Origin of the sequence: Actinoplanes sp. NPDC049316 (assembly GCF_040677315.1) — a bacterium.
Classification (GTDB): Bacteria; Actinomycetota; Actinomycetes; order Mycobacteriales; family Micromonosporaceae; genus Actinoplanes.
In genome coordinates, this window is record NZ_JBFAQM010000020.1 from 124,252 (window position 1) to 150,748 (window position 26,497).

The following is a 26,497-nucleotide window of genomic DNA, read 5'->3' on the forward strand; positions in this document are numbered from 1 at the left end:
ACCGACCCTAGGGTCGCCGCCGCGGGTGGCCCATCCCCCGAACAGGGACGTCACCGGGAGGGATGACCGGCGCGCTCCGATCCGTCACGTACCAGCCGTCGCGGAGGGTCGGAACCGCCTCGCTCGCGCCGGCCTCCGCCGCCGTCGCGACGTCCTGCGGAAAACCGAGGTCGTGCAGCTCACGGCCGCTGACGCAGTCACGCAGGGCGGCGTCCAGGTCGTCGGCCACCATCCGGTACGCCGCCAGCGCCGCGCCCGCCTCGGGGGTCAGGCCGGGTGCTGTGCCCCGTACGAAATGGTGGAGGAACGACCCCGCACCCCACAGGTCCTCGACCGCCGGGCGCAACGAACCGTCCGGCCACCGCTCTCCCGACGCGACCACCGCGACCGTCCCGCGGTCGCCGAGCCGCTCGCGGACCCACGACGCGGCCGCGGGCGCGTTGCGCAGCGAGACCCCGACGACCGTGGCGCCGGCGGCCAGCCGCGCGGAGATGGTGGCGCCGTTGGGTGACGGCAGCACGAGCCGCCGCACACCGGTGCTGCGCGCGACCGTCGCGGGCGACAGGCTGATCTGGCCGGGGCCGGCCGCGCGACGGCCCACCGCCAGAACCGCGTCGTGCCGCCGGGCGAAGTCCTCGGCCGTCTCGTCGTGCCACGGGTACGGCCGCACGGCGATCCCCCGGTCCGCGGCCACGGTCAGCGTCGTGGTGAACGACAGGACGTCGACGACGGCGACCACCGACGCCTCGGCGGCGACCGCGTCCGCGCCGGCCGGACCCCAGTCGAACAGAACCCTCATTCCTCCAACTGTTTCAGGGCTGCCCGGACCGCGTGGTACCGCTCCGCCTGCCGGCCGCCCTCCGGCGGATCGCCCAGCGCCAGCACGCCGTGGGTGATGCCGTACGTGAGCCGGTAGAGCAGGACCTGCGTCGCCACGTCGCGCCACTGCGCGCCGCGGGCCGCGCTCGGCCGGTGCCCCAGCTCGGTGATGGTGAACCAGGCCGGGAACAGCGCGTGGGTCTCGACCGCGGCGTCCACCCGGCCGCGCAGATGCGCCGCGAGCTCCAGCACCGCGCTCGCGCCGCGGTGGGCGTCGTACTGCTCCTGCAGCCGCCCGTCCAGGTCGAGCGCCGTCCAGGCCGCGGCCGCCTCGTCGGCGCGGGCGGCGAGCTCCGCTTCCCGGGCCCGCCACCGTCCACGATGGATCCGGTACGTGGCGGCCGCCCGCCGGAAGCCCCGCCGGCCGACCCGGGCTCTGGCGACGGTGCAGCTCGCCTCGAAGGCGCGCCGACGGCTGTCCGCCAGGAGACGTTCCAGCTCCGTGTACGCGTCCAGCGCCGCCCGATGGGCCTCCCGGGCAGCCGGGTCGAGCATGCCGGAACGAAGCTCCTCCGCCTCCCGTACCTCGTCGATGAGACCCTCCATCCCGGACGGCAGGCTGTCGAGGTCCACGGGTTGCACGCCGTGCTCCATCCGCAGCCGTCCCTCGATGAGCTGCACCTCGCCGGTGAGCCGGGCGATGGCCTGCCGGGCCGAGCGCAACCCGCGGTCGGCCCGCCGCTCGAGCTCGTCGTGGGCCTCCCCGGCCCGGGTCAGCCGCGCGTCGGCCTCGTCGAGGCGTCCGCGCAGCTCCTCGGCCCGCTCTCCGGCGGCGCGCGCGACCCGGTCGACGTCCGCGATCTGATTCCGCAGCATCCCGAGCTTGCGCATGAACTCGGCCCGCAACGCCTCCGCGACCCGGGCGAGATCGGTGTGGACCTCGGCGCTCATGCGAGCACGGCGCTCTCGAGCCGGACCCGGCCGGCGGCCGGCGCCGGGGGCGGGACCGGCCGGGCGGTCAGCCACAGCACACCGGCGGCCGCCCCTGTCACGACCGCCGCGGCCAGCCACAGGCTCGGCACCCGCTCCGCGGCGACGAGGAACACCGGCACGAGCGCGAGGACGGCCAGCGCGCAGGAGACCACCCGGCGCCGGGAAGCCGCCCGGGCGCGGGCCCGGTCGAGCTCGCGCATCAGATCGTCGGCGGCGTCGAAGACCCGCAGCTCCAGGTCGTCGTACCGGTCGGAGCCGGGATCCTCCCGATCGAGGATCTCCAGGCGGGAAGCCAGCTCCCGCTGCCGGACGACGAGCACATGACGGTCAGCAGCACCCACGCGAACCCCTCAAAGCCCCGCAGAGCGGTGGAAAACGAACCGCTAGGCCCAGCCTACGGCCTCGTCCAGGCCGGTCAATCCCACGGAAGGGTCCAGGACGTTCAGCACCTCCACCAGCCGCTTCTCCTCGCCGATGAAGTGCGTCTCGAGCACCGCGGCGAGCCCGTCGAGCTCCATGTGCAGCGCATCCCGGTCCGCCGCCGCCGGTGCCGCACCCAGCCGGCCGGCCAGAGCCGTCAGACGGGTGAGCAGGCCGGCGATCACCTGATGGTCGCGTTCGAGCTCGGCGAGGAAGGACCGCAGCTGCGGGTGCCGCGCGGCCAGCACGGGGAAGACGGTCTCGTCCTCGCCGGTGTGGTGCCGGGTCACCGCCGAGCACAGGGTCCGGCAGTGCACGGCAAGCTCCGGGTCGGGAACGGAACCGGCGCGCAGGTCGTCGAGCTGGTCGAGCAGGCGGTGGTGCACGGCGATGAGCTGATGACCGTACGCGGTGAAGCGCGCGTACTCGTCCTGGCCGGAGAAGTGAGCCACAGGAATCCCGGGGTCCGGCGCCTCCATACCCTCGGCGGTCTGCGGGCCGGGTGCACTGCGACGCTGCCGAGGATCTTACCGCCTCAGAAGTACGTGTGGAGCACGTCCACGACCACATCGTCGTCGTCGGCCACCGGGATGAAGCGCCACTTGTCGAACGCCGTACACGGGTGCGACAACCCGAACCGCACCAGCTCACCCACGGCCAGGCCGGCGGCGCGGACGTACGTGTGGTGGTCGTTCATCTTGGTCACCACGCCGGCGTCCGTGACCGGCAGGCCCTCGTCGAACGGGGCGTCGCGTTTGCCCATGCCGACGATCGCGAGGCCCGGCTCCGGGACCGACAGGACCTGCGCGTACATCTCGAGCGCGGCCGTCAGCGAACCCTCGCCCGGCTCCCGGTTGAACGGCGTGCGCTCACGGTAGAAGCCGTCGTCGTGCGTGACCGACGCCCCGCTGCGCAGCACCGCGTGCACGGTGTGCCCCTCGAGCCACTGTCCCTCGAGCGCCTTGACGACGCGGTCGAACCAGGCGCTGCCGCCGGCCGAGACGATCACTTCCCGGGGCAGCAGATCCGCGATCTCGCGGACCGCGGCGACCTGTGCGGCGAGGAACTCGTCGACCTCCTCCGCCGAGGCCAGGCCGCCCTCGTACGCGGTCAGCCCGGCGAGCGTCACCCCGGGCGCGGCGGCGGCCGCCCGGGCCACCGCGACGACCTCCCCGACGGTACGGCAGCCCGTGCGCCCGCCCGCGTGTCCCAGCTCCACGAGCAGGGGCAGTCCGCCCGCGGCCGCCGCGGCCTCGACGCCGGCCACCGAATCGGTCTGCGCGTACACCTGCCAGCCCTGCGCCGCCTGCGCGGAGAGCCAGCGCAGGGCCGTCGGGTCGAGCACCTCGTTCGCGATCAGCACCCGGGGCACACCCAGCCGCCGCAGGACGAGCGCCTGGTTCGCGGTGGCCACGGTCATCGCCCACGCCCCGGCCGCGAGCTGCGCCTGGAGCAGCGTGGGCGCCATGGAGGTCTTGGCGTGCGGGGCGAACGAGAAGCCGTGCCGGTGCGCGTACGCCGCCATCGTCGCGATGTTCGCGCGTACCGCCGAATCGCGGACGACGAGCAGCGGCCAGGTGAACGATCCGTCGAAGAGCGAGTGCCGGGCCGCGGCGAAGGCGCGGGCCGGCACCGAGCCCTCCGGCAGCCAGAAGCCCTTGGCCCGCCAGTCCAGCAGCTCGTCGGGGATGTCGAGGGTCACCGGGGGTCCTCCCTTGACCATGGGGAAGCCGTCACGCATGGTGTGGAAGCTACTACGGATGGGCGGCACCGCATGATCAACGACCTGGTCCTCACCGGCGGTGAGGTGCACGGGACCGGGCGCGCGGACGTCGCCGTGCGCGCGGGCCGGATCGCGGCCGTCGGTCCCGGTCTCACCGGCGCCGTGGTCCGCGACGTGTCCGGGTGCCTGATCACTCCCGGTCTCATCGATCTGCACACCCACGTCGGGCCGGGCTACTGGGGCATCGAGCCGGACCCGGTCGCGTGGCGTACCGGCGTCACCACCTGGGTCGACGCGGGGTCCGCCGGCGCCTACACCCTCGACGGGCTGCGCCGCGTCGTGTCCGATGTGGACGTACGGGTGCCCGGGCTGCTGAACATCTCCGCGGTGGGGCTCGCCGGGCGTACCGGCGAGAGCCGCGACCTGGCGAACTGCGACGTGAACCTGGCGGTCGAGACCATCCGTACGCACCGCGATCTCGTCAGGGGCGTGAAGGTCCGCATCGACGGCGAGACGGTCGGCGCCAACGGCGTGGAACCCCTGCGGCGCGGCCTGGCTGCCGCGCAGGCCTGCGGCGTGCCGGTCATGGTCCACATAGGTACGGCGCCACCGGCTCTCGACGAAGTCCTCGCCATCATGCGTCAGGGCGACATCGTGACGCACTGTGCCAGCGGAATAGCCGCGCCGCTCGGTGCGGCGGTACGCCGGGCGTACGACCGCGGCGTGCTGTTCGACATCGGACACGGGTCGGGTGGCTTCGCGTTCGACGTGGCGGCGGCGCAGATCGGCGCGGGGCTGCGGCCGTACACGATCTCGACAGACCTGCACGCCCGCTCGCTGCACGGCCCGGTCTTCGATCTGCCCACGACGATGATGAAGCTCGTCGCCGCGGGGCTCACCCTCGACGAGGTGATCGCGGCGGTGACGGTGCACCCGGCGCGCGCCCTCGGGCTGACCGGTGGCACCCTCGAGGTGGGCGCACCGGCGGACATCGCCGTGTTCCGGGTCGAGGAGGGCAGCTTCGAGGTGGTCGACGCGCACCGGCAGGTACGCCACTCGCCGCTGCGCCTGACGAACCGGGCCACGTACGTAGGCGGCCGGCTCCTGCCACCCCGCCTGCCGGCGCCGCCCCCGCCGTGGATCCCGCTCACCGGCGCCCAGCGGACCGCCCTGGCCCGCCGCGACGACGATGTGCGAGCCCTGCTGGCGACGCCGTTGGTGGGTGTCGACGGCCTGGCCGAGCAGTTCCCGAGACCGACACTCTAGGAGTCACCCGATGCCCAAGCGCGCGATCATGACCGACAAGGCGGCCCCGGCGGGCGGCCCGTACTCCCACGCGGTCGTCGCCGGCGACACCGTCTACCTGGCCGGGGCGATCCCCGCGCTGCCGGACGGCACGCGCGTGACCGGCAGTTTCGCCGAGCAGGCCCACGCCGCGTTCCGCAACCTCGCTGCCGTCGCGGAGGCAGCCGGCGCGAGCCTGGACCAGGCCGTCCGGGTCGGCGTCTACCTGCGCGACTTCGGCGACTTCGCCGAGCTGAACGAGATCTACGCGCAGTACGTCAAGGGCGACAACCTCCCGGTACGCACGACGCTGCCGGTGCCCCTGGTCGGCTTCGACATCGAGATCGACGCCATCCTCTACACCGGCGCGTAGTCCCCCACCGGATCCAGGGCGGTCCGCACGTCGCGGATGTCACGGCCGACCGCCGTGGCCAGCATCCCGGGCCCGGCCAGCGGCATCAGGACCGCATCGCCGCCCAGCCGAGCAGGCGCCGGCAGCGACGGCCCCGCCAGCACCAGTGTGCCGACGGCCCGGCCGCCACCCAGCACGGCAGCACCCGACCATCCGGCCGCACCGGGCCCGACGGTCAGCTCGTGGCGGTACAGAGTCGTTCCGGCGTACCGGACGGTCAGGTCCGAGCGCACGTCGCCGGGCTCCTCGGCGTGCCGGCCGCAGACCAGGTCGTCACGCCAGAGCAGGCTGCCGCCGTCGGCGACGGTCACGTCGGTGACCGCGAGATGGTGGCAGCCCGAGGCGGCGATGAGCGGCTCGGGCCGCCACTGCAGCGCTCCCCCGGCGGCCACCGACGCGGTGACCGCGAGCCGGGACGGCGGCAGCCCGGGCCGGCCGGGCAGGGCGAGCTGGGCCGCGACGCTGTGCACCGACAATCGCGCGCCCGGACCCACCTCCACCGACAGCCGCAGATCGTCGCCGCGCAGCGGTCCGGCCGCGCCGCCGACGAGATGGACGGTGTACGGACCGGTACCCCGCAGCAGCAGCGGCGACTCCCCGCGCAGGACCGCGAGCCGGGTGCCGCCGCGCCCGTCCGCCTCCGCGACGATCGCCGCCGCGGCGCGCATCAGGACGCCCGCGTCACGCGAGCATCCGGGAGGCGAGACGCCCGCGTCACGCGGCCACCCGGAAGGCGAGACACCCGCGTCACGCGATCACCCGGGCCGCGGTCAGGCCCCGGATCCAGTCCGCGACCGGGGTCGCCGCGCGGTCCTCGGTCAGCGACAGGAAGACCGTGGGCAGCTCGCCGCGGCGGGCCCGGGCATCGCGGTCCATCACCGACAGGTCCGCGCCGACCAGCGGGGCGAGGTCGGTCTTGTTGATGACCAGCAGGTCCGCGGTGGTGACGCCGGGGCCGCCCTTGCGGGGCACCTTGTCGCCGCCGGCCACGTCCACCACGAAGATCTGCCGGTCGATCAGCCCCTTGCTGAACGTCGCGGTGAGATTGTCGCCGCCGCTCTCCACCAGGACGAGGTCGAGCGGGCCGAGCGCCGCCTCCAGGTCCTCGACGGCGTCCAGGTTGGCGGAGATGTCGTCCCGGATCGCGGTGTGCGGGCAGCAGCCGGTCTCGACGGCCCGGATCCGCTCGGCCGGCAGGACGCCGTTGCGCAGCAGGAAGTCGGCGTCCTCGGTGGTGTAGATGTCGTTGGTCACCACCGCCAGCCGCAACTCGCCGCCGAGCGCCCGGCACAGCGCCGCGACCAGCGCAGTCTTGCCCGAGCCGACCGGCCCGCCGATGCCGATGCGCAGCGCGCGGGGGCCGCCCGCCAGCGGCGTGTGCGGGTCGACGGACGGATCCGGGTGGGTGTGCGGGTCGACGGACGGGTCCGGGTGGGTGTGCGGCACCTCGCCGAGTCCGTGAGCATGGTCGCCGCGATGCAGGTCGCCGCGATGCAGGTCGCCGCGATGCAGGTCGTCAGGATGCAAAGAGACGCACCTCCCAGGTGGCGTGCTGCTCGGCGCCGATGTCGAGCAGCGGGGCTCCCGCGGCCGGCAGGGCGTCGACCGGGTCGTCGATCCGGCCCGCCGCCTGCGCCGCGATCCGGTCGCAGTCGGGGGCCAGCCGGGCGAGCAGCGCGTGCACCGCGTACGGGTCCAGCCCCAGCAGCCGTACCGCGGCGCTCGCCGGGCCGGTCACGCTGCCGTGCGCGGCGGCGACCGCGGCCTCGACCGGGCCGAGCCCGGCCGCGGCGGCCACGGCGCCGAGCGCGACAGGATGGTGCAGCTCGCGGCCGACCGCCGGCGCGGACCACATCGCATGCCCGGCGCGCAGCCCGGAATCCGTCGCGCGGCCGGCGGGCGGCACCGGCCACATTGCCCGGGCGGCCCTCAGCAGAGCACGGCCTTGGGCGCGGGATGCCTTGCGCAGTGCGGGTGACGGCGTACGTGCGTCCAGCCCATCATCCAGTTCGGACAGACGGTCCGGGCGCGCGCACGCCGTGGCGGCGAAAGCCGCGGTGACGAGACCGGCGGTGAACAGCCGGCCGCGCAGGAACTCGCCGACGTCCGTGACGTCACGGACGCGCCCGGCGGAGACCGCCGCCTCCAGCCCGCCCGAATGCGCGTGGCCGCCCGCGGGCAGCCGGCCGTCGGCCAGCACCAGCAGCGTCGCGAGGCTCATCAGAACAGGTGGTAGCGCTGGGCCAGAGGCAGCTCGGTCACCGGGTCCGGCTCGACGACCTCGCCGTCGACGCGCACGGTGAACGTGTCCGGCTCGACCTCGATGCGGGGCAGGGCGTCGTTGAGGGGCAGGTCCGCCTTGCTCACCGACCGGGTGTCCGCCACCGGGACGAGCGCCCGCTTGACGCCGATCCGGTCGCCGAGCAGCGCGTCGATCGCCGCCGGCGCCACGAAGGCCAGCGAGGTGACCGCGGGCACCACGCCGTACGCGCCGAACATCGGGCGGGGCAACACCGGCTGCGGCGTGGGGATCGAGGCGTTGGCGTCGCCCATCTGCGCGGAGGCGATCATGCCGCCCTTGAGCACCAGCACCGGCCGTACGCCGAAGAAGGCGGGGTCCCAGAGCACGAGATCGGCGAGCTTGCCGGGCTCCACCGAGCCGACCTGCTCCGCCATGCCGTGCGCGATCGCCGGGTTGATCGTGTACTTGGCGACGTAGCGCCGGGCCCGCAGGTTGTCGGCGGCGCCGTCGCCGGGCAGCGCTCCCCGGCGGGCCTTCATGACGTGCGCGGTCTGCCAGGTCCGCATGACGACCTCGCCGACGCGGCCCATGGCCTGCGAGTCGGAGCCGATCATCGAGATCGCGCCGAGGTCGTGCAGCAGGTCCTCGGCGGCCATCGTGGACGGCCGGATGCGGCTCTCGGCGAACGCGAGGTCCTCGGGCACCGCGGAGTTCAGGTGGTGGCAGACCATCAGCATGTCGAGGTGCTCGCTGAGAGTGTTGCGCGTGTACGGCCGGGTCGGGTTCGTCGACGACGGCAGCACGTTGCGCTGCGCGGCGACCGTGATGATGTCCGGCGCGTGCCCGCCGCCGGCCCCCTCGGTGTGGTACGCGTGGATCGACCGGCCCGCGATGGCCCGCAACGTCTCCTCGACGAAGCCGGCCTCGTTCAGCGTGTCGGTGTGGATGGCGACCTGCACGCCGGACGCGTCGGCCACCTTGAGCGCCGCGTCGATCACGGCCGGGGTGGTGCCCCAGTCCTCGTGCAGCTTGAAGCCGCCCGCGCCGCCGCGCAGCTGCTCCCAGAGCGACTCCTCCGACATCGTGTTGCCCTTGCCGAGCAGCAGCACGTTGATCGGCCACCGGTCCAGCGCCTCCAGCATCCGGGCGAGGTGCCAGGAGTTGGGCGTGACCGTGGTGGCCTTGGTGCCCTCGGCCGGCCCGGTGCCGCCGCCGATGATCGTGGTGATGCCGCTCGCGAGCGCGGTGTCCAGGATGGTCGGGCTGATCAGGTGCACGTGGCTGTCGATGGCGCCCGCGGTGAGGATCTTGCCGTTCCCCGCGATCACCTCGGTGCCGGGCCCGATGACCAGGTCGGGGTGCACGCCGTCCATCGTGTCCGGGTTGCCGGCCTTGCCGAGGGCGACGACCCGGCCGTCGCGGATGCCGACGTCGGCCTTGACGATGCCCCAATGGTCGAGCACGACCGCGCCGGTGACGACCGTGTCCGGCGTGCCCTCGGCACGGGTGGCGCGGGACTGCCCCATCGACTCCCGGATGACCTTGCCGCCACCGAAGACGACCTCGTCGCCGGGGACCGGGCCGGCGCTGCGGTCCTCCTCGACCTCGATGAGCAGGTTCGTGTCGGCCAGCCGGATCCGGTCGCCGGCCGTGGGTCCGTAGAGGGCGGCGTACCGGCCGCGCTCCAGCATGCTCATGCCGCCGCCTCGCTTCGCCGCGCCGCGTCCCTCGTTGCGCCTGGTGTCACCGCGCGCTCCCGTTCTCGGGCAGGTCCTCGTCGAGAGCGCCCGCGGGCTCGATGTCCTCGCGCGGGGACGGGTCGAGCGGGCCGCCGGCGAGCCCGCGCAGGCCCGGCACCACGCGGGCACCGCTGAGCCTGACAAGCCCGACGTCGCGCGGCATTCCGGGCTCGAAGCGCACCGACGTCCCGGCCGGCACGGCGAGCCGGTGCCCCCACGCGGCGTCCCGGTCGAAGTCGAGCGCCGCGTTGGACTCGGCGAAGTGGTAGTGCGATCCGACCTGCACCGGTCGATCGCCGGTGTTGCGGACGGTCAGGGTCAGCACCGGCCGGCCCGGGTTGATCTCGATGTCCCCGTCGCCGGGCAGGATCTCGCCGGGGATCAGGCCGCTGCCCTCGCCGGGAAGCACACCGGTGCCAGGGACCGGGCCGCTGCCCTCACCGGGAAGCACACCGCCGGGGATGGGGCCGCTGCCCTCGCCGGGAAAGTTGCCGCCAGGGATCGTGCCGCTCACGAGATGGGCCCGTGCACGGTGACGAGCTTCGTACCGTCCGGGAAGGTCGCCTCGACCTGGACCTCCGCGATCATCTCCGGTACGCCCTCCATGACGTCGTCGCGGGTGAGCACCCGCCGCCCGGCGTCCATGAGCTCGGCGACCGTACGCCCGTCCCGCGCCCCCTCCAGCAGGAACGCGGTGATGATCGCGGTCGCCTCGGGGTGGTTCAGGCGCAAGCCCCGCTCCCGCCGGCGCCGGGCGACGTCCGCCGCGACATGGATGAGCAGCCGTTCCTGCTCGTGCTGGCTGAGGAACACCGGACCTCCCTGACCTCGCGAGGCGATGCTCGCAGCTCCACGTTTCGGACGTGTTACCCATTGTCGGGACCGGGCCCGGGTTCACCCGCGTGGCCACGCCGTCGCGACCCTATGCTGCGGACATGCTCGAGGCCGGTACGCGCAGACGCCACCAGCCGCCGCCCGCGGTGGTGTTCGCGGCGCTCACCGACCCGGCCGGCGACCCGGGCCGGCCCTGGCTGCAGCTGCTCGACGACGAACACCCACCGGAGATCCTGCAGGCCTCGCCACCGGACGTCGTGGTGTGGTCGTCGCTGTGGGAACGGCGGCCGGACGCCCGGATCCGGTTCGATCTCGCCTCCGACGGCGCGGGCGGCACGGAGCTGCGCTGGACCCTGCACGTGGCCGAGCCGCTCCCGGATCCGTCCCTGCTCGGGCACCTGCGGAAGCGGCTCAATCAGCTCATCAACGCGGACCTGCGCGCGACCTTCGGCCAGTGAACCCCACCCGCCGGAGCGGCGGGCCCGGCCGTTCCCGCAGCCCAGCCGTCTTCCGCGGCGCGGCCTTCCCCGCGGCCCTGCCGGTTGCTCGGGCGGCGAGGGTGTCTCGCGCGGAGCGCGGCGTGCCTGGGCAGGGCCTTGACGGCGGCGGCCTCCCGGAGGACTGGGAGGCCGTGCCGGTGATCGTCAGGCAGCGAAGGCGATGGGTACGCCGTGACTGTCGGTCAACGCCAGCCGCGTGTGCAGGTTCCCCTGCTCGGCCACACGCGCGAAGTACTCGCTGCGCCGCCGCTGCAGGCACCCCTTGCGCGTCCGCGGGCCGCCCGCCGCCACGGTCAGCAGCTCCGGCGCGAGGGAGCTGTTCAGTCCCTCCCGCAGCAGGCGCAACGCTTCCGTACGCAGCTGCGAGATGCGGGACTCGGTCACGCCCAGCTCGGCGGCCACCTCGCTGAGCGGCTGCTCCTGCAGGAAGGACTGGGTGACCACCATCCGCAGCCGCTCCGGCAACGCCTGGATCGCCTGGTGCAGGTAGCCCAGCCGTTCCCGCTTGAGCAGCAGGTCCTCCGGCCCTTCCGACAGCTCCGGCACCATCTCCTCGGCCGCGCCCGTCGGGAACCCCTGGAGGCTGAGCAGGGCCGCCTTCTGCACGTCGTCCTCGACGGCGGCCAGCTCGGCCACGCCGATGCCGAGCATCTCGGCGACCTCGGCCTCGGTGGGCGTACGCCCCAGCGCGGCCGTCAGCTCCTGGCGCGCCTGCGCAGTGCGGCGCGCCCGGGCCCGTACGGAACGGCTCGCCCAGTCCTGCCCGCGCAACTCGTCGAGGAGCGCGCCCCGGATCCGTACGGCAGCGAACCGGTGGAACGGGATGCCCCGGGTCACGTCGAAGGTCCGGGCGGCACCCAGGAGCGCGGCGAACCCGGCGGACGACAGGTCGTCGGCGTGGACATGGCCGGGCACCCGGTTCAGCAGCTCCCGGACCAGATGGCCCACCATCGGCATGTGTTCGCGGACCAGGTCCTCGATGTCCCGCGCGGAGGGCGCGTCGTGGGTCGTGCCGATGGCGGCGGGGAGTTCGGTCGTGTCGGTCACGTAGTCCTCCTCGCTCGTGCGGGGCCGGTGCGTGAACCGGCCCGATGAGGAGAACGTTGGTCGCCGACGGGTGCAGGGGCGGCCGAACTCGGTTGCTTTTATGGAGTTTTTTCGGAAAAAGGCTCAGGTCCCGGGTGGGCCGTCCGCGGGCCTCGATCCCGAAGGCCGCCCGAGGCGGGTCCCGCGGGTCCCGCGGGCGGGTCCCGGACGCAGATTCCGGAGGCAGATCCCGAAGGCAGGTCCCGAAGGCAGATCCCGGAGGCAGATCCCGGCGGCGGGCCCCGGGGCGGGCCCCGGGGCGAGGGTCAAGGCGTCGGCGGGCGACGGCCGAGGCGGCAGAGTGAGCAGCCCGGCAGCTCAGCCTAAGCGGATACCCCGCGGCGGCGCGGGTGATCGAGCAGCACGCATAGACCCCGGCTGCACGACGAGGCCCGGCGGCGCGGGAAGCCAGCGGCACGGCAGAGGGCCGGCGCGGGGAAGCCAGCGGCACGGGAGAGGGCCGGCGCGGGGAAGCCAGCGGCACGGCAGAGGGCCGGCACGGGAAGCCAGCGGCCCGGCAGAGGGCCGGCGCACGAGTGCCAGTGGCGCATGGGCCGCCGGGTATGCGGGAAGACGGCCGCGGCAAGGTCAGGCGCGCGGCGGCGGAAGCGGGCGCCCGGACGGACCGGGGCCGGAGAACGTCAGCTGGCGAAGTGCGGGCTGCGCTGGGCGGCCATGGCCTTGCCCAGTTCCCGCCGGACCCAGTTCATGCGGCGGACCGCTGCCTCCGGGTGGTCGCCGAACTCCTCGGCCACGACGGCCGCGCAGCCGTCGCTGCCGTGCCGCAGGATCATGGCGGTGACGGCTTCGGCGACCGTTTCGCGGCTCGGCCGTTCGGACGGCTGGAGGTGTGAGACGAACAGCGCCTCAGCCGCCAGGTCCCCCACGGTGCTCATCATGTCGAACTCCCCGATGTGCGACGACTTGCTCGAGGTCCAGCTAACGCTCGCAACGGTGCTGACCGGATCCGCTCAGGTTGCGAAGCGGTATCAACCATCTTCCTCGCGGGCGTCTCGCCGGCCCGCAGGCACGCCGAGGGGCTTCGTACCGTTTTCGGCTTCCGCGGCCTGGTCGCGTCGGGCCCTACCCCACGGGCCGGGCGCCCGTACGCGAAACGGATGTGCCTGCCGGGATCATTTTCGACCTTAACGCGCCGCTGGGGCGGCCGGCCGGTGGTTTCCGGTCAGCCGCCCCAGGTGTCGCATGTTGGTCAGCCCATCTCCGGCGGGGTGTCCGGATCGCCGCCCGTGTCGAACGACGGCGGCGGGGAGGGTTCACGGCTCGGGGTGGCCGACGTGGTCGGCGCGGTGCTGGGCGGGGTCGTGACCGTCTGCGGGCTGGGCGGGGGCGGTTCGTCGTCGCCGCCGGTGTTGCTGCCATCGGTGCCGGTGTCTCCGCCCGCCGGCGGGGTGGAGGGGGTGCCGGCGGTCGTGCTGGGAGGCAGGTCGTCCGGAACGGTGGTGTCCACCGGTACGGGCACGACCACGCCGCTCGGGTCGACCGAGATGCCGGGCACCGGGTTCTGCCGGCTCGGCGCGGGGCCGAGGCGTACCTGGCCGTTGGTGAGGTGCTCGACCGGCCGGGACGGCTCGCCCGGCTTGGGCGACACGAACGTCTCGCAGGTCTGGCCGTCGAGCTGGAACACCATGGGCGCGGAGTTGCTGGCCTCGTAGCGGCCGGTGAACTGCATGGTCTGGGTGGCCTGCGGGTCGAGGGTCGTCTTCGACTGCACGGTCACACCGCGGTTCTGCTGGTCCAGGGCGAGCTTGCCGTTGCCGGAGACGATCTGGTCGCCCGGCATGAGGAACCAGAGCTTCCAGTTCTTGATCGCCTTGACGTCGCGGTTGGCGATCGTGACGGCTGCCTTGAACCGGTTGCCGTCGTCGGACCACACGGCGTAGCTCACCACGCACTTGTTGGCGCCGACCAGCTGGGTGGGCTGCGGCCCGACCCCGCTGACCACGACCTCGTCCGGCGCGTTGCCGGTGGTGAGGCTCAGCGCCCAGGCGCCGACGCCCACCATGAGCACGCCGGCGCTCGCCATGAGCACGATGCGGCGGCGCCGGGTGGTGCCGCCCGGCCCGGGGCGCGGGGCGCCTCCGGCGGGGGCCGTGCCCGGACGCTGGGGCGGCGGGGCTCCCGAGCCGGAGCCGGCGCGGGCCGGCGCGGAGGCGTCGGTGCGCGACGGGGGCCGGGTGGCCGGCGGCGCGCCGAAGGCCGGCCGCAAAGCGGGGCCGTCGGCCGGGGAAGCCGCAGCCGAGCCGGGTCCGTGGTCGCCGCCGGCACCGGGGCCGCGGCCGTTACCGCCGGGACCGGCAGGGCCGCCCGGCCCGGCGGGTCCACCGGGCCCGGCAGGCACGAACGCAGCCGGGCCGCCGCCCGCCGGGGCGGGCGGGACCGGACCGAAGCGGCTGTTGCGGTTGCCGCGCTGCGGCGGGGCCGTCGGAGCGGCCGGGGCGTTGGTGGCCGCCGCCTGCCCGGAGGCGCCGACAGCGGCCTCGACCTCGGCCACGGAGACCGGCTGCGCCGGCGCGCCGGGGGCCGGCGAGACGGGCGCGTCGCGGGCGAGGTCCGTCTCGCCGGCCGGTGCGGCGGCGGCCGGCGGTACGGCGGCCACTCCCCGGCCCGCGCGGGCGGGCGTCGAGTCGGCGATCCGGGCGTGGCCGGGCCGGATGCGACCGAGGCCGTCGGTGTCGCGTGCGGACGGCAGGATGGTGGTGTCCTCGCCGTTGTCCGCCCAGTCCGGCACGAAGGCGCGCGCGGCGGGAACGCCGGCCGACACCGTGCCGAGCACGTGGGCCAGCTCGGCGCTGGACGGCCGGTCGGACGGCCGCTTCTCCAGGCAGCGGGCGATGAGCGCGGACACCGCGCCGGGCAGGCCCTCGACCGGCGGGAGCGGCTCGGGCTCGGTGTACTGGTGGGCGCGCAGCAGCGCGGTCGTCGTGCCGACGTCCCAGGGCAGCTGGCCGATGAGGGTGCGGTAGATCAGCAGGCCGACCGCGTACACGTCCGTGGCGGGGCTGACCTGGCCACCCTCGAGCCGCTCGGGCGCGAGGTAGGCGGGGGTGCCCAGCAGGCTGCCGTCCGGGTCGATGTCGTTCTCGCCGATGAGGGCCGAGATGCCGAAGTCGACGACCTTGGCGCCCGCGGGCGTGAGCATGACGTTGGCCGGGGTCACGTCGCGGTGCACGATGCCGCGGGCGTGCGCGGCGGCGAGCGCCGCGGAGACCTCGGAGCAGATGCGTACGGCGGCGGGCCACGGGAGCCGGTGCACGCGGGCCAGCACGGCGGCGAGCGATTCGCCGTCGACCAGCTCCATCACGACGTACGGCACGGGCTCGCCGTCGACGGTGGTCGCCTCGCCGTAGTCGTACACGTTGGTGATGTGCGGGTGGCTGAGCCGGGCCGCGGCCTGGGCCTCGGCGCGCAGCCGGCGCCGGAACGACGGGTCCGCGCTCGTCGACGGCGGCAGCACCTTGACCGCCACCTGCCGGCCGAGGACCTCGTCGAAGCCTCGCCACACCACTGACATCCCGCCGGCGCCGAGCCGCTCCACCAACCGGTAACGATTGGCGAGCAGACTCGAACCGGGCAGGTCCGTCGTGCTCATGTGCCCCCACATGCGCGATCGGATGAAACACCGGAGCACACCGCCATGTGTCCTGGTGCCGGGGCGGCATCGGCCCGCTGTCGGACCGAGCATCCCCCATCGACGGCGAGGATGTTAGCCCACGAGCGGCCCCGGTCTCGACTGTTCGACGGCATGGATGACCTGCGGCTCGTCACCGTCCGTTTCGCACCGTGCGCCGGGGGTGCGCGAAGATCGACTCGGGTGAAAGCCCTGCTCAGCGGCCCAGGGGCGGCCACGAGCCAACCACGTTGGGGCTATTTGCCCGATTCGTCGAAACTTGCGGGTATCCCCCGGATACAACGCATCTACAAGGGATTCTCTACTCAGAGCTTTCTTTCGATCACCCTACGGTCACTTCGGACGACTCACGAGACCGGCTCACGTACGCAGCGTGAACTCCTTGTCGCAGGGCAATGACCTGCGTCACCCTGCCCGATCGGATGAAAGTTCGACGACGATCATGCTTTATTGGTCACGCTCACCGGAACGTGGGACAAAACGGCGCGGTTCCGCCAAGCCGGAAGAAGCGCCGGCGCCGGCCCGGGACCGGCCGGGACCGCACCCAGTTCCTCCAGGTGGCTCAGCATCGGCGCCAGGCTCTCGTACATGACGAGGACGACGTCACCCGGCGCGGCCAGGCGCAGCGCCTCCTGCACCGCGGCGCGGTAACCGCCGGCCCGCACCGCGCGCAGGTTCGGCCGCCGTCCCCGCATCTCCCGCTCCACCAGGGCGGACACCTCCCCCGGCTCGCGGCCGCGCGGATCCTCGTCGTCGTAGAGCACCGCGCGCGTGACCCCGTCGGCGATCACCTGCGCCGAGGCGGCGAGCAGGTCGTCACGGCGGTCGCCGGGCAGGGTCACCGCGGCGACGCAGCGGTCGCGGCCGTACAGGCGCTCGAGGGTCCGCAGCACCGCCGCGAGCGCGGCGGGGTTGTGGGCGTAGTCGACGAAGAGCGTGACCTCGCCGAGGCGCAGGACCGTGCCGCGGCCGGGGTTGTGCACGCGCGGCTCGAAGTCGGTCAGCCGCTCGTTGACCACGTCCGTCGAGGCGCCGAGGGCACGCGCGGCGGCGATCGCGGCGAGCGCGTTGACGGCCGCGTACGGCGCCGCGCCCCCGAACGACCCGGGCACCTCGGACACCCGCAGCAACGGCGTACGCCGCGCCCCGGTGGCCTGCACGAGCCAGCCGTCCTGCACCAGGTACGCCGTACCGCCCTGGCCCAGGTGGGTGGCGACCACCGGTTGCCGCGCATCCGTGCCGAACCAGACGATGCGCTTGCGGTCCGCGCGTACCCGGGGCCGGTCGGGCAGGCTGCGCACCCACGGGTCGTCGGCGTTGAGCACCAACGTGCCGCCGTCCCTGACCCGCTCGGCGATGAGCGCCTTGACGTGCGCGATGTCCTCGATCGAGCCGAGGCCGTCCTGGCCGAGGTGGTCGGGGGTGATGTTGGTGATCACGCCGACGTCGGTCCAGTCGTAGCCGAGCCCGCGGCGCAGGATGCCCCCGCGGGCGGTCTCGAGCACGGCGGCCTGCACACCGGGGTCGCCGAGGACCATCTGCGCCGACCGCGGGCCGGTCGCGTCGCCGCGGTACACGGTACGGCCGTCGATACTCACGCCGTCGGTGGTGGTGAGCCCGACCCGCAGACCGGTCCCGGCCAGGATGTGCGCGGCCATCCGCGCCACCGAGGTCTTGCCGTTCGTGCCGGTCACCGCGACGGCCGGGATGCGACCGTCGGAGCCGCCGGGGAACATCGCGCGCACGATCGCGTCGCCCACGTCACGGGAGCGGCCCTGCACCGGCGACAGGTGCATGCGCAGCCCCGGTACGGCGTTGACCTCGATCACGCCGCCGGTGACGTCGTCGGGATCGCCGACCGCCGGTACGGGCCCGGCGATGTCCGGCAGGCGCAGGTCGATGCCGGCGATGTCGAGGCCGACGACCGCGGCGACGCGCAGGCACAACCGGGCCACGTCCGGGTGGACGCGGTCGGTCACGTCGTGGCCCGTGCCGCCCGTGGAGAGGTTGGCGTTCTCGCGCAGCCAGACCTGCCGGCCTGCTTCCGGCACGCTGTCCGGGGAGCAGCCCTGCTTGTCGAGCACGGTGGCGGCGATGTCGTCGAGGGCGATGCGGGTCAGGACGCGGGAATGGCCCGTGCCGCGGCGCGGATCGGCGTTGGTCCGTTCCACGAGCTCGGCGATCGTGCTCTCGCCGTCCCCGACGACGTGGGCGGCGGTCCGCTCGGCTGCGGCGACGACCTCGCCGTTGACGATGAGGACCCGGTAGTCGCGTCCGGGCAGGTACCGCTCCACCACCACGTCGCCACCGGCCGCCGCCCAAGCCGCCTCCACCTCGGCGGAGGTCCGCAGGTTCAACGCGACGTGCTCGCCCTGGCGGCCCTGCCGGGGCTTGACCACGACCGGGGCGCCGAGCTCACCGAGCAGCCGCAGGGCCTCCTCGGCGTCGCGGGCCGCGCCGCCGGGCGGCACCGGGATGCCCGCGTCCTCCAGCAGCCGCCGGGTGACTTGCTTGTCCCCGGCGATGTCGATGCCCACGCCGCTGGTCCGGTCGGTCATGGCGGCCCAGGCGAGCCGGCGGCGGGTGCCCCAGCCGAGGCGGAGCAGGCTGAGGTCGCCGTACCGTTCGACGGGGATGCCGCGGCGGCGGGCCGCGGCGATGATCGACCGGGTGCTGGGGCCGGTCGCCTCGCGCTCCGCGAGGTCGCTGAGCTCGGTGAGCCGCTCGCGCAGGTCCGCCGCGGACACCCGGGTGCCCTCGGCCACCGCGGTGACCAGCTCGACCGCGGCGTCGAACAGCCGGCCCGGCAACCGGGAGCCGGGCGACTCGTCCACCGGGCACTCCACGATCAGGTCGTAGACCCCGGGCTCGGCGGTGGAGACCGTACGCCCGAAGCTGACGTCCCGCCCGATGCACTGCGACAGCTCCAGCATCACGTGCTCGGTGACGTGGCCGAAGTACGTGCCCCCGCGCATGCGGCTGACGAAGCCGCCCGGCGCTCCCGCGGCGCAGTGGTGCTCGGCGAGTCCCGGCAGGGCCCGCAGCATCCGCTCGGTGAACCCCGCGATGTCGCTGGTCTCCCGCCCGGCCAGCTCGTCGAGCCGCAGCCGGGCCACGACGGCGGGGCGGGACAGGTGGACGTTGGGGCCGCGCAGGTGACGCAGGCTGAGGATCTTCATCGGACGTGTCCCCGTTCCCCGGCGGCCGCCCCGACGGGCCGGCGTCCGGACAGTTCGAACCTGCTCCCGGAGGGCAGCACGTGCAGGCGCGCCCCGCTGAGCGCGATGGGCCCGTCGGCCGGGACCCGGATGTCGGTGGCGGCGCCGGCGTCCACGACGGTGACCGTCCCGGAGCCCAGCACCTCGAAGCGGTCGCCCTCGGCCAGGATCGCGGTGTCCTCGTCGATGCCCAGGCCGAGCTCGTGCGGGTACATCGCGACGGCGCTGAGCAGCCGGTTGAGCCGGCCGCGCTCGGCGAAGTGCATGTCGATGACCACGCCCGGCAGGAACTCGAGGCCCGGCCCGGTGCGCACGCTGGCGCGGGTGACGCCGGGGGCGGCCCCGCCGAGGATCATCGTGCCGGACATCATCGCCGCGCCCGCGCTGGTGCCGCCGAGCACGATGGTGCCGGCCTGCACGAGCGTCTGCAGGGCGGAGTCGGTGAGGGTGCCGCCGAGGACGGTGGTGATGCGCAGCTGGTCGCCGCCGGTGAAGAAGACGCCGGTGGCCGTGGCGAGGGCCTGGATCACGGCCGGTTCGTTCGCCTGCGCACGGGTGGTGATCCGCAGCCCGTGGACCTGGCGGGCGCCGAGCCGGGTGAACAGGCCGGCGTACTCGGCCTCGAGGACGGCGGGCTCTCCGCTGGCGGTGGCGATGACGATGATGTCGGCGGCGGGGCCGCCGGCCAGCTCGACGAAGCGGCGCAGGATCTCGGGACCGCAGGCGCCGTGCCGCTCCGCGCCGCCGATGATCATCAGCCGGGCCGCCACGGCGCACCTCCTCCCCTGCGCCGCTGCTGCGAGCGCATGGTTATGAGGTTAAACGGAACATAACCGAAACATCGGCCTAATCCGGGGAGTGGGCGGGCAGCAGGTGCGAGACCGTCGCGGGCCCCTCGGCGAGCGCCACGGCCCGCTCCTCCTCCCGCTCGTCGCTGCCGGTCAGCCGCCCCTCGTGCTGGCGCAGATGCTCCTCCCACGTCGGCACGAGGTAGACCTCGACGAAGTCGTCGGCGTGCTCCCCGTCGCGGAACAGGCCCCAGCGGGTCGCGCCGGTGCGCTGGCGCGAGCGGCGTACGGCCTGCATCGCGGCGACGAACGCGTCCCGGTTCTCCGGCTTGACCCGCCACGTCGCGGTGACGAGCACGGGACCCTCGTCGAGGTGCGGCTCGAGCATGAGGTGCGGCTCCGGCCAGTAGACGGCCGCGCTGCGGTCACCGGCCTCCTCGCGTACGGGCAGCCACCGCACCGTGGCCGTGCCCAGCGCCATGAGCGCCGCCGCGGCCAGGTACGCCGTCCGCAGCCCCCATGCCTGCGTCACCTGGCCCCAGGCGAACGCCCCGAGCGCCTGCCCGCCGGCGAAGACGACCTGGTAGACGGCGAAGCCGCGGGCGCGTACCCAGTTGGGCAGGAACAGCTGCATGCTCGCGTTCATGCGCGACACCTGCGCCATCCACGCCAGCCCCGCCACGACCAGCGCCGGCACCACCGCCACCGCGTACGGCACCAGCGCCACGATCAGCAGCGCGGCGGCGTACACGGCGCCGGAGAGGATCAGCAGCCGGTTGGGCGGGACCCCTTCGCGGATGCGGGGCATGAGCAGGGCACCGAGGATCGCCCCGACGCCCAGGGCGGCCAGCAGCACGCCGTACCCGCCGGCGCCCATGCCGAGCTCCCGGTCGGCGACCAGCGGCAGCAGGCCCCACACCACGCTGCCGGGCAGCACGAACAGCACGACGCGCAGCAGGGTCCGGCGCACGACCGGCGAGTAGCGCACGTACCGTCCACCCGCCCGCAGCGCCGGCCCGAACCGTTCGGCGTGGGTCGTGCCGCTCTGCGGCGGCCGGCGCCAGCGCAGCAGCGCCGCCGCGAAGGCGGCGAACGACAGGGCGTTGAGGCCGAAGACGACCGGGACGCCGGCGTGCGCGACGAGCAGCCCGGCGACGGCCGGACCGGCCGAGCGGGCCAGGTTGGTGTTGACCGCGCCGAGCGCGGACGCGGCGGCCAGCTGGTCGCGCGGAACGATCTCCGGGATGACCGCCTGCCAGGTCGGCAGCGTGAGCGCCTGCCCGACGCCGAGCAGGAAGGTGAACCCCAGGAGCAGCGCGGGCGGCATCCGGTCGGCCGCCGTCAGCGCGGTCAGGGTCGCTGCCACCGCGCACGACCCCAGCTGTACGCCGAGCAGCAGCCGCCGCCGGTCGAACGTGTCGGCGAGCGTGCCGGACGGCAGCGCCAGCAGGAGCACCGGCAGCATGGTGGCCGTCTGCACCAGGCTGACGTACGTGGCCGCGTCCGGCTCGTGCACCAGCCGCCAGGACGCCCCGACCGTCTGCATCCAGGTGCCGACGTTGCCGGCGAGCACCCCGATCCAGAGGCCGCGGAAGATCTTGTCGCGCAGCGGCGCCCAGGCGCTGGTCTCCTCGGCCGCCGTGGTCACGACGTGCGAGCTTATCGCCGCCGCCGCGCTCCCGGGCCGGGCCGGGGAACCACCTCCCGGTACGCGCTCACGACGTGCCCGTCCCCGCAGTGCAGCTCGGCGTGGATCTCCGCCCCGCAGTCCCGGTGGGTCAGGGTCAGCGGTGGACCGCCCGGGTCGGCCAGGTAGCGGTCGCCCCACTCCTTGACCGCCACCAGCACCGGGTAGAGGTCGAAGCCCTTGTCGGTCAGCCGGTACTCGTGGCGCACCCGCGACCCCGGCTCCCGGTACGGCTCGCGGCGCAGCACCCCGTGCTCGACCAGGGAGGCCAGCCGGTCGGCGAGGACCTGCCGCGGCATCCCGGTGTGCTCGCGCATGTCCGCGAAGCGCCGTACGCCGTTGAAGACCTCCCGGAGCACGACGAAGGTCCACTTCTCGCCGAGCACGGCCATGGCGCGGCCGATCGTGCAGGCCTCCATGGACCAGTCGAGCGCCTCGGGCCGGGTTGTGGTCTGGGTCATAGCACGAAGGCTAGGTCTCGTTGACAGACACAGCAAGCCCGTGGCAGCCTGCGTCCATGACGCAGACTCAGAGCGGCGCGCGCAGCCGGACGTACGAGTGGACCGACCCGGCTCTGCACGCGAGCCTGCTCGGCGACCGTTCCGGCCTGGAGCTCCTGCAGGCCATGTCGCGCGGCGAGCTGCCCGCTCCCCCGGTCATGCACCTGGTCGGCATGGCCGGCATGGAGGTCGCCGAGGGCAGCGTCACCGTGCACCTGGAGCCGCAGAAGTTCCACTACAACCCACTGGGCACGGTGCACGGCGGCGTGCTGTCCACGATGCTCGACACCGCGGCCGCCTGCTCGGTGCACTCGACGCTGCCGGCCGGGGTCGGCTACACCAGCCTCGACCTCGCCGTGAAGTTCCTGCGCCCGGTGACCGTCGCCTCCGGACGGCTCACCACGACCGGCACGGTCCTGCAGCGTGGGCGGCGCACCGCCCTGGCCGAGGCGCGGATGACCGACGCGCAGGGGCGGCTGGTCGCGCACGCCACCTCCACGTGCATGATCTTCGAGGCGCCTACCCGGCGCTGACGGTCGCGATGCGGTCCGCCTCCGGCGGCGTCCACGTCGCGGCGTCGGCCTCGACCTGCTCGCCGGAGCGGATGTCCTTGACCGTGTCCGGCTCGCCGTCGGCGCCGGGGAACCAGACGAACGGCACGCCGCGCCGCTCGGCGAAGCGGATCTGCTTGCCGAACTTCGCCGCCGTCGGCGCCACCTCGGTGCTGATCCCGCGCGAGCGCAGCCCCTGGGCGATCCGGTCGCACTGCCCGCGCAGGTCCTCGTTGGGCAGCGCGACCACCACGCAGGTGGGCACGCTGCGCGAGATCGTCAGCGCGTCGTGGCCGAAGAGCAGGCCGAGCATGCGCGACACCCCGATCGAGATGCCCACGCCCGGGAAGCGCTCCTTGCCGGACGAGGCCAGGTTCTCGTAGCGGCCGCCGGAGCAGATGGAGCCGAAGCGCTCGTACCCCTCGAGCTGCGTCTCGTAGACCGTGCCGGTGTAGTAGTCGAGGCCGCGGGCGATCTTGAGCTCGGCGCGGATCAGGCCGGGCGCGTGCTCGGCGGCCGCCTCCACCACCCGCAGCAGCTCCTCGAGACCCTCGTCGAGCAGCGGGTCGTCCACCCCGAGCGCGCGGACCCGGTCCACGAAGGACCCGTCGGCCGCCGAGATCTCCGCCAGCCGCAGGCACGCCGCCGCCTGCGCGTCGGTCGCGCCGGCCGTCTCCACCAGCAGGGCGGCGACCTTCTCCGGGCCGATCTTGTCGAGCTTGTCCACCGTACGCAGGACCTGATCCGGGTCCGCGAGCCCGAGCCCGCGGTAGAACCCCTCGCACACCTTGCGGTTGTTGACCAGGATCGTGGCCCGCGGGATCGGCAGCGACCGGAACGCGTCGCCGATCACCAGCGGCATCTCGGTGTCGTAGTGGAACGGCAGCGTGTCGCGGTCCACCACGTCGATGTCGGCCTGCAGGAACTCGCGGTAGCGGCCCTCCTGCGGGCGCTCGCCGCGCCACACCTTCTGGATCTGGTAGCGCCGGAACGGGAACTGCAGCTTGCCGGAATTCTCCAGCACGAACCGCGCGAACGGCACGGTCAGGTCGAAGTGCAGGCCGAGCTGGTCGTCACCGCCGCCGGCGGCGGGGTCCTCCTGCAGGCGGCGCAGCAGGTAGACCTCCTTGGACGTCTCACCCTTGCTGAGCAGCGTCTCCAACGGCTCGACGGCGCGCGTCTCGAGCGGGGCGAAGCCGTACAGCTCGAACGTGGACCGGATCTTGTCGAGCACGTACTGCTCGATCATGCGCTGGCGCGGCAGCCACTCGGGGAAGCCGGAAATGGGCACGGTCTCGTCTCTCCTACAGTCCGCGGCCAGGCGCGGCGATGAGCCCCCGCAGGTACGGGTTGCCGGCGCGCTCGCGGCCGATCGTCGTCTCGGGCCCGTGGCCGGGCAGCACCACCGTGTCGTCGGCCAGCGGCAGGACCTTGTCCCGCAGGCTGGCCATCATGGCGTCGGTGCTGCCGCCCGGCAGGTCGGTGCGTCCGATGGAGCCGGCGAACAGCACGTCGCCGGAGAGGCAGATCTGGTCCGCCTCCCACGGCGTGCCGCTGTTCGGCAGCCGGAACAGCACCGACCCGCCGGTATGGCCGGGCGCGTGGTCGACGGTGATCTCGAGACCGGCGAGGCTCAGAGTGGCGCCGTCGGTCAGCTCCGCGACGTCCTCGGGCTCGGCGTACGGGAGCCGGCCGCCGAACAGCTGGTCGAGGTCCATGCTCAGGCCCTTGGCGGGGTCGGCGAGCATCTCCCGGTCGGCCGGGTGCACGTACGCGGTGATGCCCTTCGCGCCGCAGACCGGCGTGACGGAGAACGTGTGGTCCAGGTGCCCGTGGGTGAGCAGGACGGCGGCCGGGTGCAGCCGGTGCCGGTCGAGCACCTCGTCGAGCCGGTCGAGCACGCCGATGCCCGGATCCACGATCAGGCACTGCTCCCCGGGGCCCGCTGCCACCACGTAGCAGTTGGTGCCGAAGGCCTCTGCCGGAAAGCCGGTGACCAGCACTCCGCACCCCTCTCACGCTGTCAGGTTCCCCCGAAAGCCTAGCCGGACGCACCGTACACACCGTCACGGAACCTCGCACACCACATTCTCAGGCGTTACCCGTACACTCTTGCGGGCGTGTGGCGTGGCGCACGGGCGCCGAGCGTGAGAAGGGAACCCCCAGGTGGTCTCCAGCAAGGACCGGCAGCGGAAACTGGCTCGGGAGAAGCTCGATCGCCAGCTGGCGCGCCGGGCCGCCAGGCAGCGCCGGCGGCGGCAGATCCAGGCCGGCCTCGGTGCCGCGGCCGCCCTCATCCTCATCGTGGCCGGCGTCGCCTGGCTCGGCGGCGCGTTCGACAGCGACGACACCACGACGGACGCGGCCGGCTCGGACGTCTGCGCGTGGACGCCGCAGAACGCCGAGACCAACAAGAACCTCAAGGACGTCGGCGAGCCGCCCACGACGGGCATCCCGACGGCGGGCAGCCGGCCGATGACGATCACCACCGACAAGGGCGCGCCGATCGTCGTGAGCCTGGACCTGGCGGACGCCCCGTGCAGCGCCGCCGACCTGGCGTACCTGGCGGGCAAGCAGTTCTACGACAACACCACCTGCCACGAGATCACCACCGAGGGCGCGATCCGCTGCGGTGACCCGAGCGGCACCGGGCAGGGCGGCCCCACGTACAGCGTCTACAACGAGAACGTGCCCCTGGCGCCGACCCCGGAGCCGAGCGCTTCGGCGGCGCCCTCGAAGCCGCCGGCGGCCCCGCTGTACCCGAAGGGAACGGTCGCGCTGATCGGCGACCCGCCGGGCAGCAACGGCAGCCAGTTCCTGATCTTCTTCAAGGACTTCACGCCCAAGGGCGAGCCGCAGTACCCGATCGTCGGCCGGGTCACCGGCGGCATGGAGACGGTCGCCGCGATCGCCAAGATCCCGACCGTGGCCAACGACGCCGGCGACAAGGTCAAGCCGAAGGACAAGATCACGGTGCAGAGCGTGACCGTCGGCGAGCCCAGCGCCACCGGCACGGAGACGGCCCCCTCGGCGCCCGCCCCGTCCGCATCCAGCCAGTCCTGAGTTTTTCCGGAGCAGACTTCCACCCGACCGCAGCCGTACGCACGCAGGCATACAGGAGGAACACCGTGTCGTCGATCAAGGACAGGCAGCGCGCGGCGGCGCGGGCCCGCCTCGAGAAGGAGATGGCCGAGCGGGCCGCGGCCGCGAAGAAGCGGCGCCAGCGGCAGGCCATCATCGGCTCGGCCATCGCGGTCATCGTGATCGCCGGTGCGGCGGTCTGGATCGTCAGCGCGCTCGGCAACGACGACGACAAGTCCCCCAGCGCGTCCGCACCCCCGCCCGGCACCGTGGCCTGCCAGTGGATCCCGGAGGACGGCAGCAGCGGCGCCCAGGTGAAGGACGTCGGCGGCCTGCCGCCGGCCAACGTGCCGAACACCGGCAAGAGCACCCTGACCATGGACACCAACCTCGGCCCGATCACGGCCACGGTCGACCTGTCCAAGGCGCCCTGCACCGGCGCCGCGTTCACCTTCCTGGCGAGCAAGAAGTTCTGGGACGGCACCAAGTGCCACCGGCTCACCACCGAGGGCATCAAGGTGCTGCAGTGCGGCGACCCGAGCGCCAAGGGCAAGGGCTACCGCCCCACCGACGGCCAGGGCGGCCCCAACTTCAAGTACCCCGAGGAGAACCTGCCGACCAACGCCAAGCCGACGTACCCGAAGGGCACGATCGCCATGGCCAAGACGCAGGCGCCCAGCACCACGGGCAGCCAGTTCTTCATCGTGTACGCCGACACCGACCTGCCCGCCGACTACACGGTCCTCGGCACCATCACCAAGGGTCTGGACATCGTGGAGAACGTGGCCAAGAAGGGCAGCGACGACGCCAACGGCAAGGGCGACGGCCACCCGAAGCAGGAAGTGGACATCAAGACCCTCACGATGACCGCGGCCTGACAGCCGCACCGACAGCGAGAAGGGGGGGCCCCCCCGGGGGCGCCCCGCGGGGGTGGGGGCGCAGGCGGCCGCGGGGACCCCCGAGGCGGCGCA

General features: G+C 73.8%; 26 protein-coding genes and 1 pseudogene. 6 read left to right on the plus strand and 21 right to left on the minus strand.

All coding sequences use genetic code 11. The annotated features are described in order from the left end of the window. Positions 1 to 7: 7 nt before the first annotated feature. The 5 genes from AB0K03_RS27100 to AB0K03_RS27120 form a co-directional block, all read right to left on the minus strand. Positions 8 to 799 carry a 2-phosphosulfolactate phosphatase gene (locus AB0K03_RS27100; protein ID WP_364689952.1) on the minus strand — a complete coding sequence of 264 codons (792 nt, stop codon included), beginning with the start codon at positions 797 to 799 and terminating at the stop codon, positions 8 to 10. Beyond that, positions 796 to 1,770, minus strand: a complete 975-nt coding sequence (locus AB0K03_RS27105; RefSeq protein ID WP_364689955.1) for a hypothetical protein — start codon at positions 1,768 to 1,770, stop codon at positions 796 to 798. Before AB0K03_RS27105 ends, AB0K03_RS27100 begins: the two co-directional genes overlap by 4 nt. Continuing rightward, positions 1,767 to 2,153, minus strand: a complete 387-nt coding sequence (locus AB0K03_RS27110) for a hypothetical protein (RefSeq protein WP_364689957.1) — start codon at positions 2,151 to 2,153, stop codon at positions 1,767 to 1,769. Before AB0K03_RS27110 ends, AB0K03_RS27105 begins: the two co-directional genes overlap by 4 nt. 42 nt (positions 2,154 to 2,195) lie before the next feature. Beyond that, on the minus strand, positions 2,196 to 2,684 hold the full coding sequence (locus AB0K03_RS27115; protein ID WP_364689959.1) for a hemerythrin domain-containing protein: 489 nt from the start codon (positions 2,682 to 2,684) through the stop codon (positions 2,196 to 2,198). 83 nt (positions 2,685 to 2,767) lie between these two features. Beyond that, positions 2,768 to 3,973, minus strand: coding sequence for an alanine racemase (locus AB0K03_RS27120; RefSeq protein WP_364689962.1), 1,206 nt, complete (start codon positions 3,971 to 3,973; stop codon positions 2,768 to 2,770). Between the two features lie 33 nt (positions 3,974 to 4,006). Between AB0K03_RS27120 and AB0K03_RS27125 the strand changes: the two genes are divergently transcribed. Beyond that, positions 4,007 to 5,221 (plus strand): amidohydrolase/deacetylase family metallohydrolase, encoded by a 1,215-nt coding sequence (locus AB0K03_RS27125; RefSeq protein WP_364689965.1) that lies wholly within the window; start codon positions 4,007 to 4,009, stop codon positions 5,219 to 5,221. 10 nt (positions 5,222 to 5,231) lie between these two features. Further along, the gene (locus tag AB0K03_RS27130) at positions 5,232 to 5,612 is read left to right on the plus strand and encodes a RidA family protein (RefSeq protein WP_364689968.1); all 381 of its coding nucleotides are present in this window, start codon (positions 5,232 to 5,234) and stop codon (positions 5,610 to 5,612) included. Here the strand turns inward: AB0K03_RS27130 and AB0K03_RS27135 are convergent. From AB0K03_RS27135 to AB0K03_RS27160, 6 genes are all read right to left on the minus strand, one after another. Next, positions 5,597 to 6,319 (minus strand): urease accessory protein UreD, encoded by a 723-nt coding sequence (locus AB0K03_RS27135; protein ID WP_364689971.1) that lies wholly within the window; start codon positions 6,317 to 6,319, stop codon positions 5,597 to 5,599. The two genes, AB0K03_RS27130 and AB0K03_RS27135, sit on opposite strands and share 16 nt — an antisense overlap. 79 nt (positions 6,320 to 6,398) lie before the next feature. Then, a complete protein-coding gene (ureG, locus tag AB0K03_RS27140) occupies positions 6,399 to 7,022 on the minus strand; it encodes an urease accessory protein UreG (RefSeq protein ID WP_364690030.1) in 624 nt (207 codons plus the stop codon). A 145-nt stretch (positions 7,023 to 7,167) separates the two neighbouring features. Then, complete coding sequence (locus AB0K03_RS27145) at positions 7,168 to 7,872, minus strand: urease accessory UreF family protein (protein WP_364689974.1); 705 nt, start codon at positions 7,870 to 7,872, stop codon at positions 7,168 to 7,170. Beyond that, positions 7,872 to 9,590: an urease subunit alpha gene (locus tag AB0K03_RS27150; protein WP_364689977.1), complete on the minus strand. Its 1,719-nt coding sequence runs from the start codon at positions 9,588 to 9,590 to the stop codon at positions 7,872 to 7,874. The genes AB0K03_RS27145 and AB0K03_RS27150 overlap by 1 nt, the downstream gene beginning before the upstream one ends. 46 nt (positions 9,591 to 9,636) lie before the next feature. Beyond that, a complete protein-coding gene (locus AB0K03_RS27155) occupies positions 9,637 to 10,017 on the minus strand; it encodes an urease subunit beta (RefSeq protein WP_364690033.1) in 381 nt (126 codons plus the stop codon). A gap of 125 nt (positions 10,018 to 10,142) precedes the next feature. After that, positions 10,143 to 10,445, minus strand: a complete 303-nt coding sequence (locus tag AB0K03_RS27160; RefSeq protein ID WP_364689980.1) for an urease subunit gamma — start codon at positions 10,443 to 10,445, stop codon at positions 10,143 to 10,145. A 122-nt stretch (positions 10,446 to 10,567) separates the two neighbouring features. Here AB0K03_RS27160 and AB0K03_RS27165 point away from each other — a divergent pair, with 122 nt between their 5' ends. After that, complete coding sequence (locus AB0K03_RS27165) at positions 10,568 to 10,924, plus strand: hypothetical protein (protein ID WP_364689983.1); 357 nt, start codon at positions 10,568 to 10,570, stop codon at positions 10,922 to 10,924. A 186-nt stretch (positions 10,925 to 11,110) separates the two neighbouring features. On the opposite strand, the gene AB0K03_RS27170 is transcribed toward AB0K03_RS27165, so the two are convergent. From AB0K03_RS27170 to AB0K03_RS27205, 8 genes and pseudogenes are all read right to left on the minus strand, one after another. Continuing rightward, positions 11,111 to 12,013: a sigma-70 family RNA polymerase sigma factor gene (locus AB0K03_RS27170; protein WP_364689986.1), complete on the minus strand. Its 903-nt coding sequence runs from the start codon at positions 12,011 to 12,013 to the stop codon at positions 11,111 to 11,113. A 680-nt stretch (positions 12,014 to 12,693) separates the two neighbouring features. Further along, on the minus strand, positions 12,694 to 12,951 hold the full coding sequence (locus tag AB0K03_RS27175) for a hypothetical protein (protein WP_364689989.1): 258 nt from the start codon (positions 12,949 to 12,951) through the stop codon (positions 12,694 to 12,696). 311 nt (positions 12,952 to 13,262) lie between these two features. Further along, positions 13,263 to 14,096, minus strand: coding sequence for a cellulose binding domain-containing protein (locus AB0K03_RS27180; RefSeq protein WP_364690036.1), 834 nt, complete (start codon positions 14,094 to 14,096; stop codon positions 13,263 to 13,265). Between the two features lie 651 nt (positions 14,097 to 14,747). Next, positions 14,748 to 15,674, minus strand: a pseudogene (locus AB0K03_RS27185) (serine/threonine-protein kinase); the annotation flags it as partial. A 467-nt stretch (positions 15,675 to 16,141) separates the two neighbouring features. Continuing rightward, entirely contained in the window at positions 16,142 to 18,880 is a 2,739-nt protein-coding gene (cphA, locus tag AB0K03_RS27190; RefSeq protein ID WP_364689992.1) for a cyanophycin synthetase, read from the minus strand. Continuing rightward, a complete protein-coding gene (locus AB0K03_RS27195; protein WP_364689995.1) occupies positions 18,877 to 19,689 on the minus strand; it encodes a cyanophycinase in 813 nt (270 codons plus the stop codon). The genes cphA and AB0K03_RS27195 overlap by 4 nt, the downstream gene beginning before the upstream one ends. Positions 19,690 to 19,765: 76 nt before the next feature. Further along, complete coding sequence (locus tag AB0K03_RS27200) at positions 19,766 to 21,355, minus strand: MFS transporter (RefSeq protein WP_364689998.1); 1,590 nt, start codon at positions 21,353 to 21,355, stop codon at positions 19,766 to 19,768. An 11-nt stretch (positions 21,356 to 21,366) separates the two neighbouring features. After that, positions 21,367 to 21,855 carry a helix-turn-helix domain-containing protein gene (locus AB0K03_RS27205; RefSeq protein WP_364690001.1) on the minus strand — a complete coding sequence of 163 codons (489 nt, stop codon included), beginning with the start codon at positions 21,853 to 21,855 and terminating at the stop codon, positions 21,367 to 21,369. 56 nt (positions 21,856 to 21,911) lie between these two features. On the opposite strand from AB0K03_RS27205, the gene AB0K03_RS27210 reads away from it, so the two are divergent. Continuing rightward, positions 21,912 to 22,427: a PaaI family thioesterase gene (locus AB0K03_RS27210; RefSeq protein WP_364690004.1), complete on the plus strand. Its 516-nt coding sequence runs from the start codon at positions 21,912 to 21,914 to the stop codon at positions 22,425 to 22,427. Here AB0K03_RS27210 and hisS read toward each other — a convergent pair. Together hisS and AB0K03_RS27220 are read right to left on the minus strand one after the other, a co-directional pair. Then, positions 22,414 to 23,736, minus strand: a complete 1,323-nt coding sequence (hisS, locus tag AB0K03_RS27215; protein WP_364690007.1) for a histidine--tRNA ligase — start codon at positions 23,734 to 23,736, stop codon at positions 22,414 to 22,416. The genes AB0K03_RS27210 and hisS overlap by 14 nt on opposite strands. 13 nt (positions 23,737 to 23,749) lie before the next feature. Next, on the minus strand, positions 23,750 to 24,448 hold the full coding sequence (locus AB0K03_RS27220; RefSeq protein WP_364690010.1) for an MBL fold metallo-hydrolase: 699 nt from the start codon (positions 24,446 to 24,448) through the stop codon (positions 23,750 to 23,752). Positions 24,449 to 24,611: 163 nt separating this feature from the next. Here AB0K03_RS27220 and AB0K03_RS27225 point away from each other — a divergent pair, with 163 nt between their 5' ends. Next, positions 24,612 to 25,508: a peptidylprolyl isomerase gene (locus AB0K03_RS27225; RefSeq protein ID WP_364690013.1), complete on the plus strand. Its 897-nt coding sequence runs from the start codon at positions 24,612 to 24,614 to the stop codon at positions 25,506 to 25,508. A gap of 65 nt (positions 25,509 to 25,573) precedes the next feature. Continuing rightward, complete coding sequence (locus AB0K03_RS27230; protein WP_364690016.1) at positions 25,574 to 26,404, plus strand: peptidylprolyl isomerase; 831 nt, start codon at positions 25,574 to 25,576, stop codon at positions 26,402 to 26,404. Positions 26,405 to 26,497: the final 93 nt, after the last annotated feature.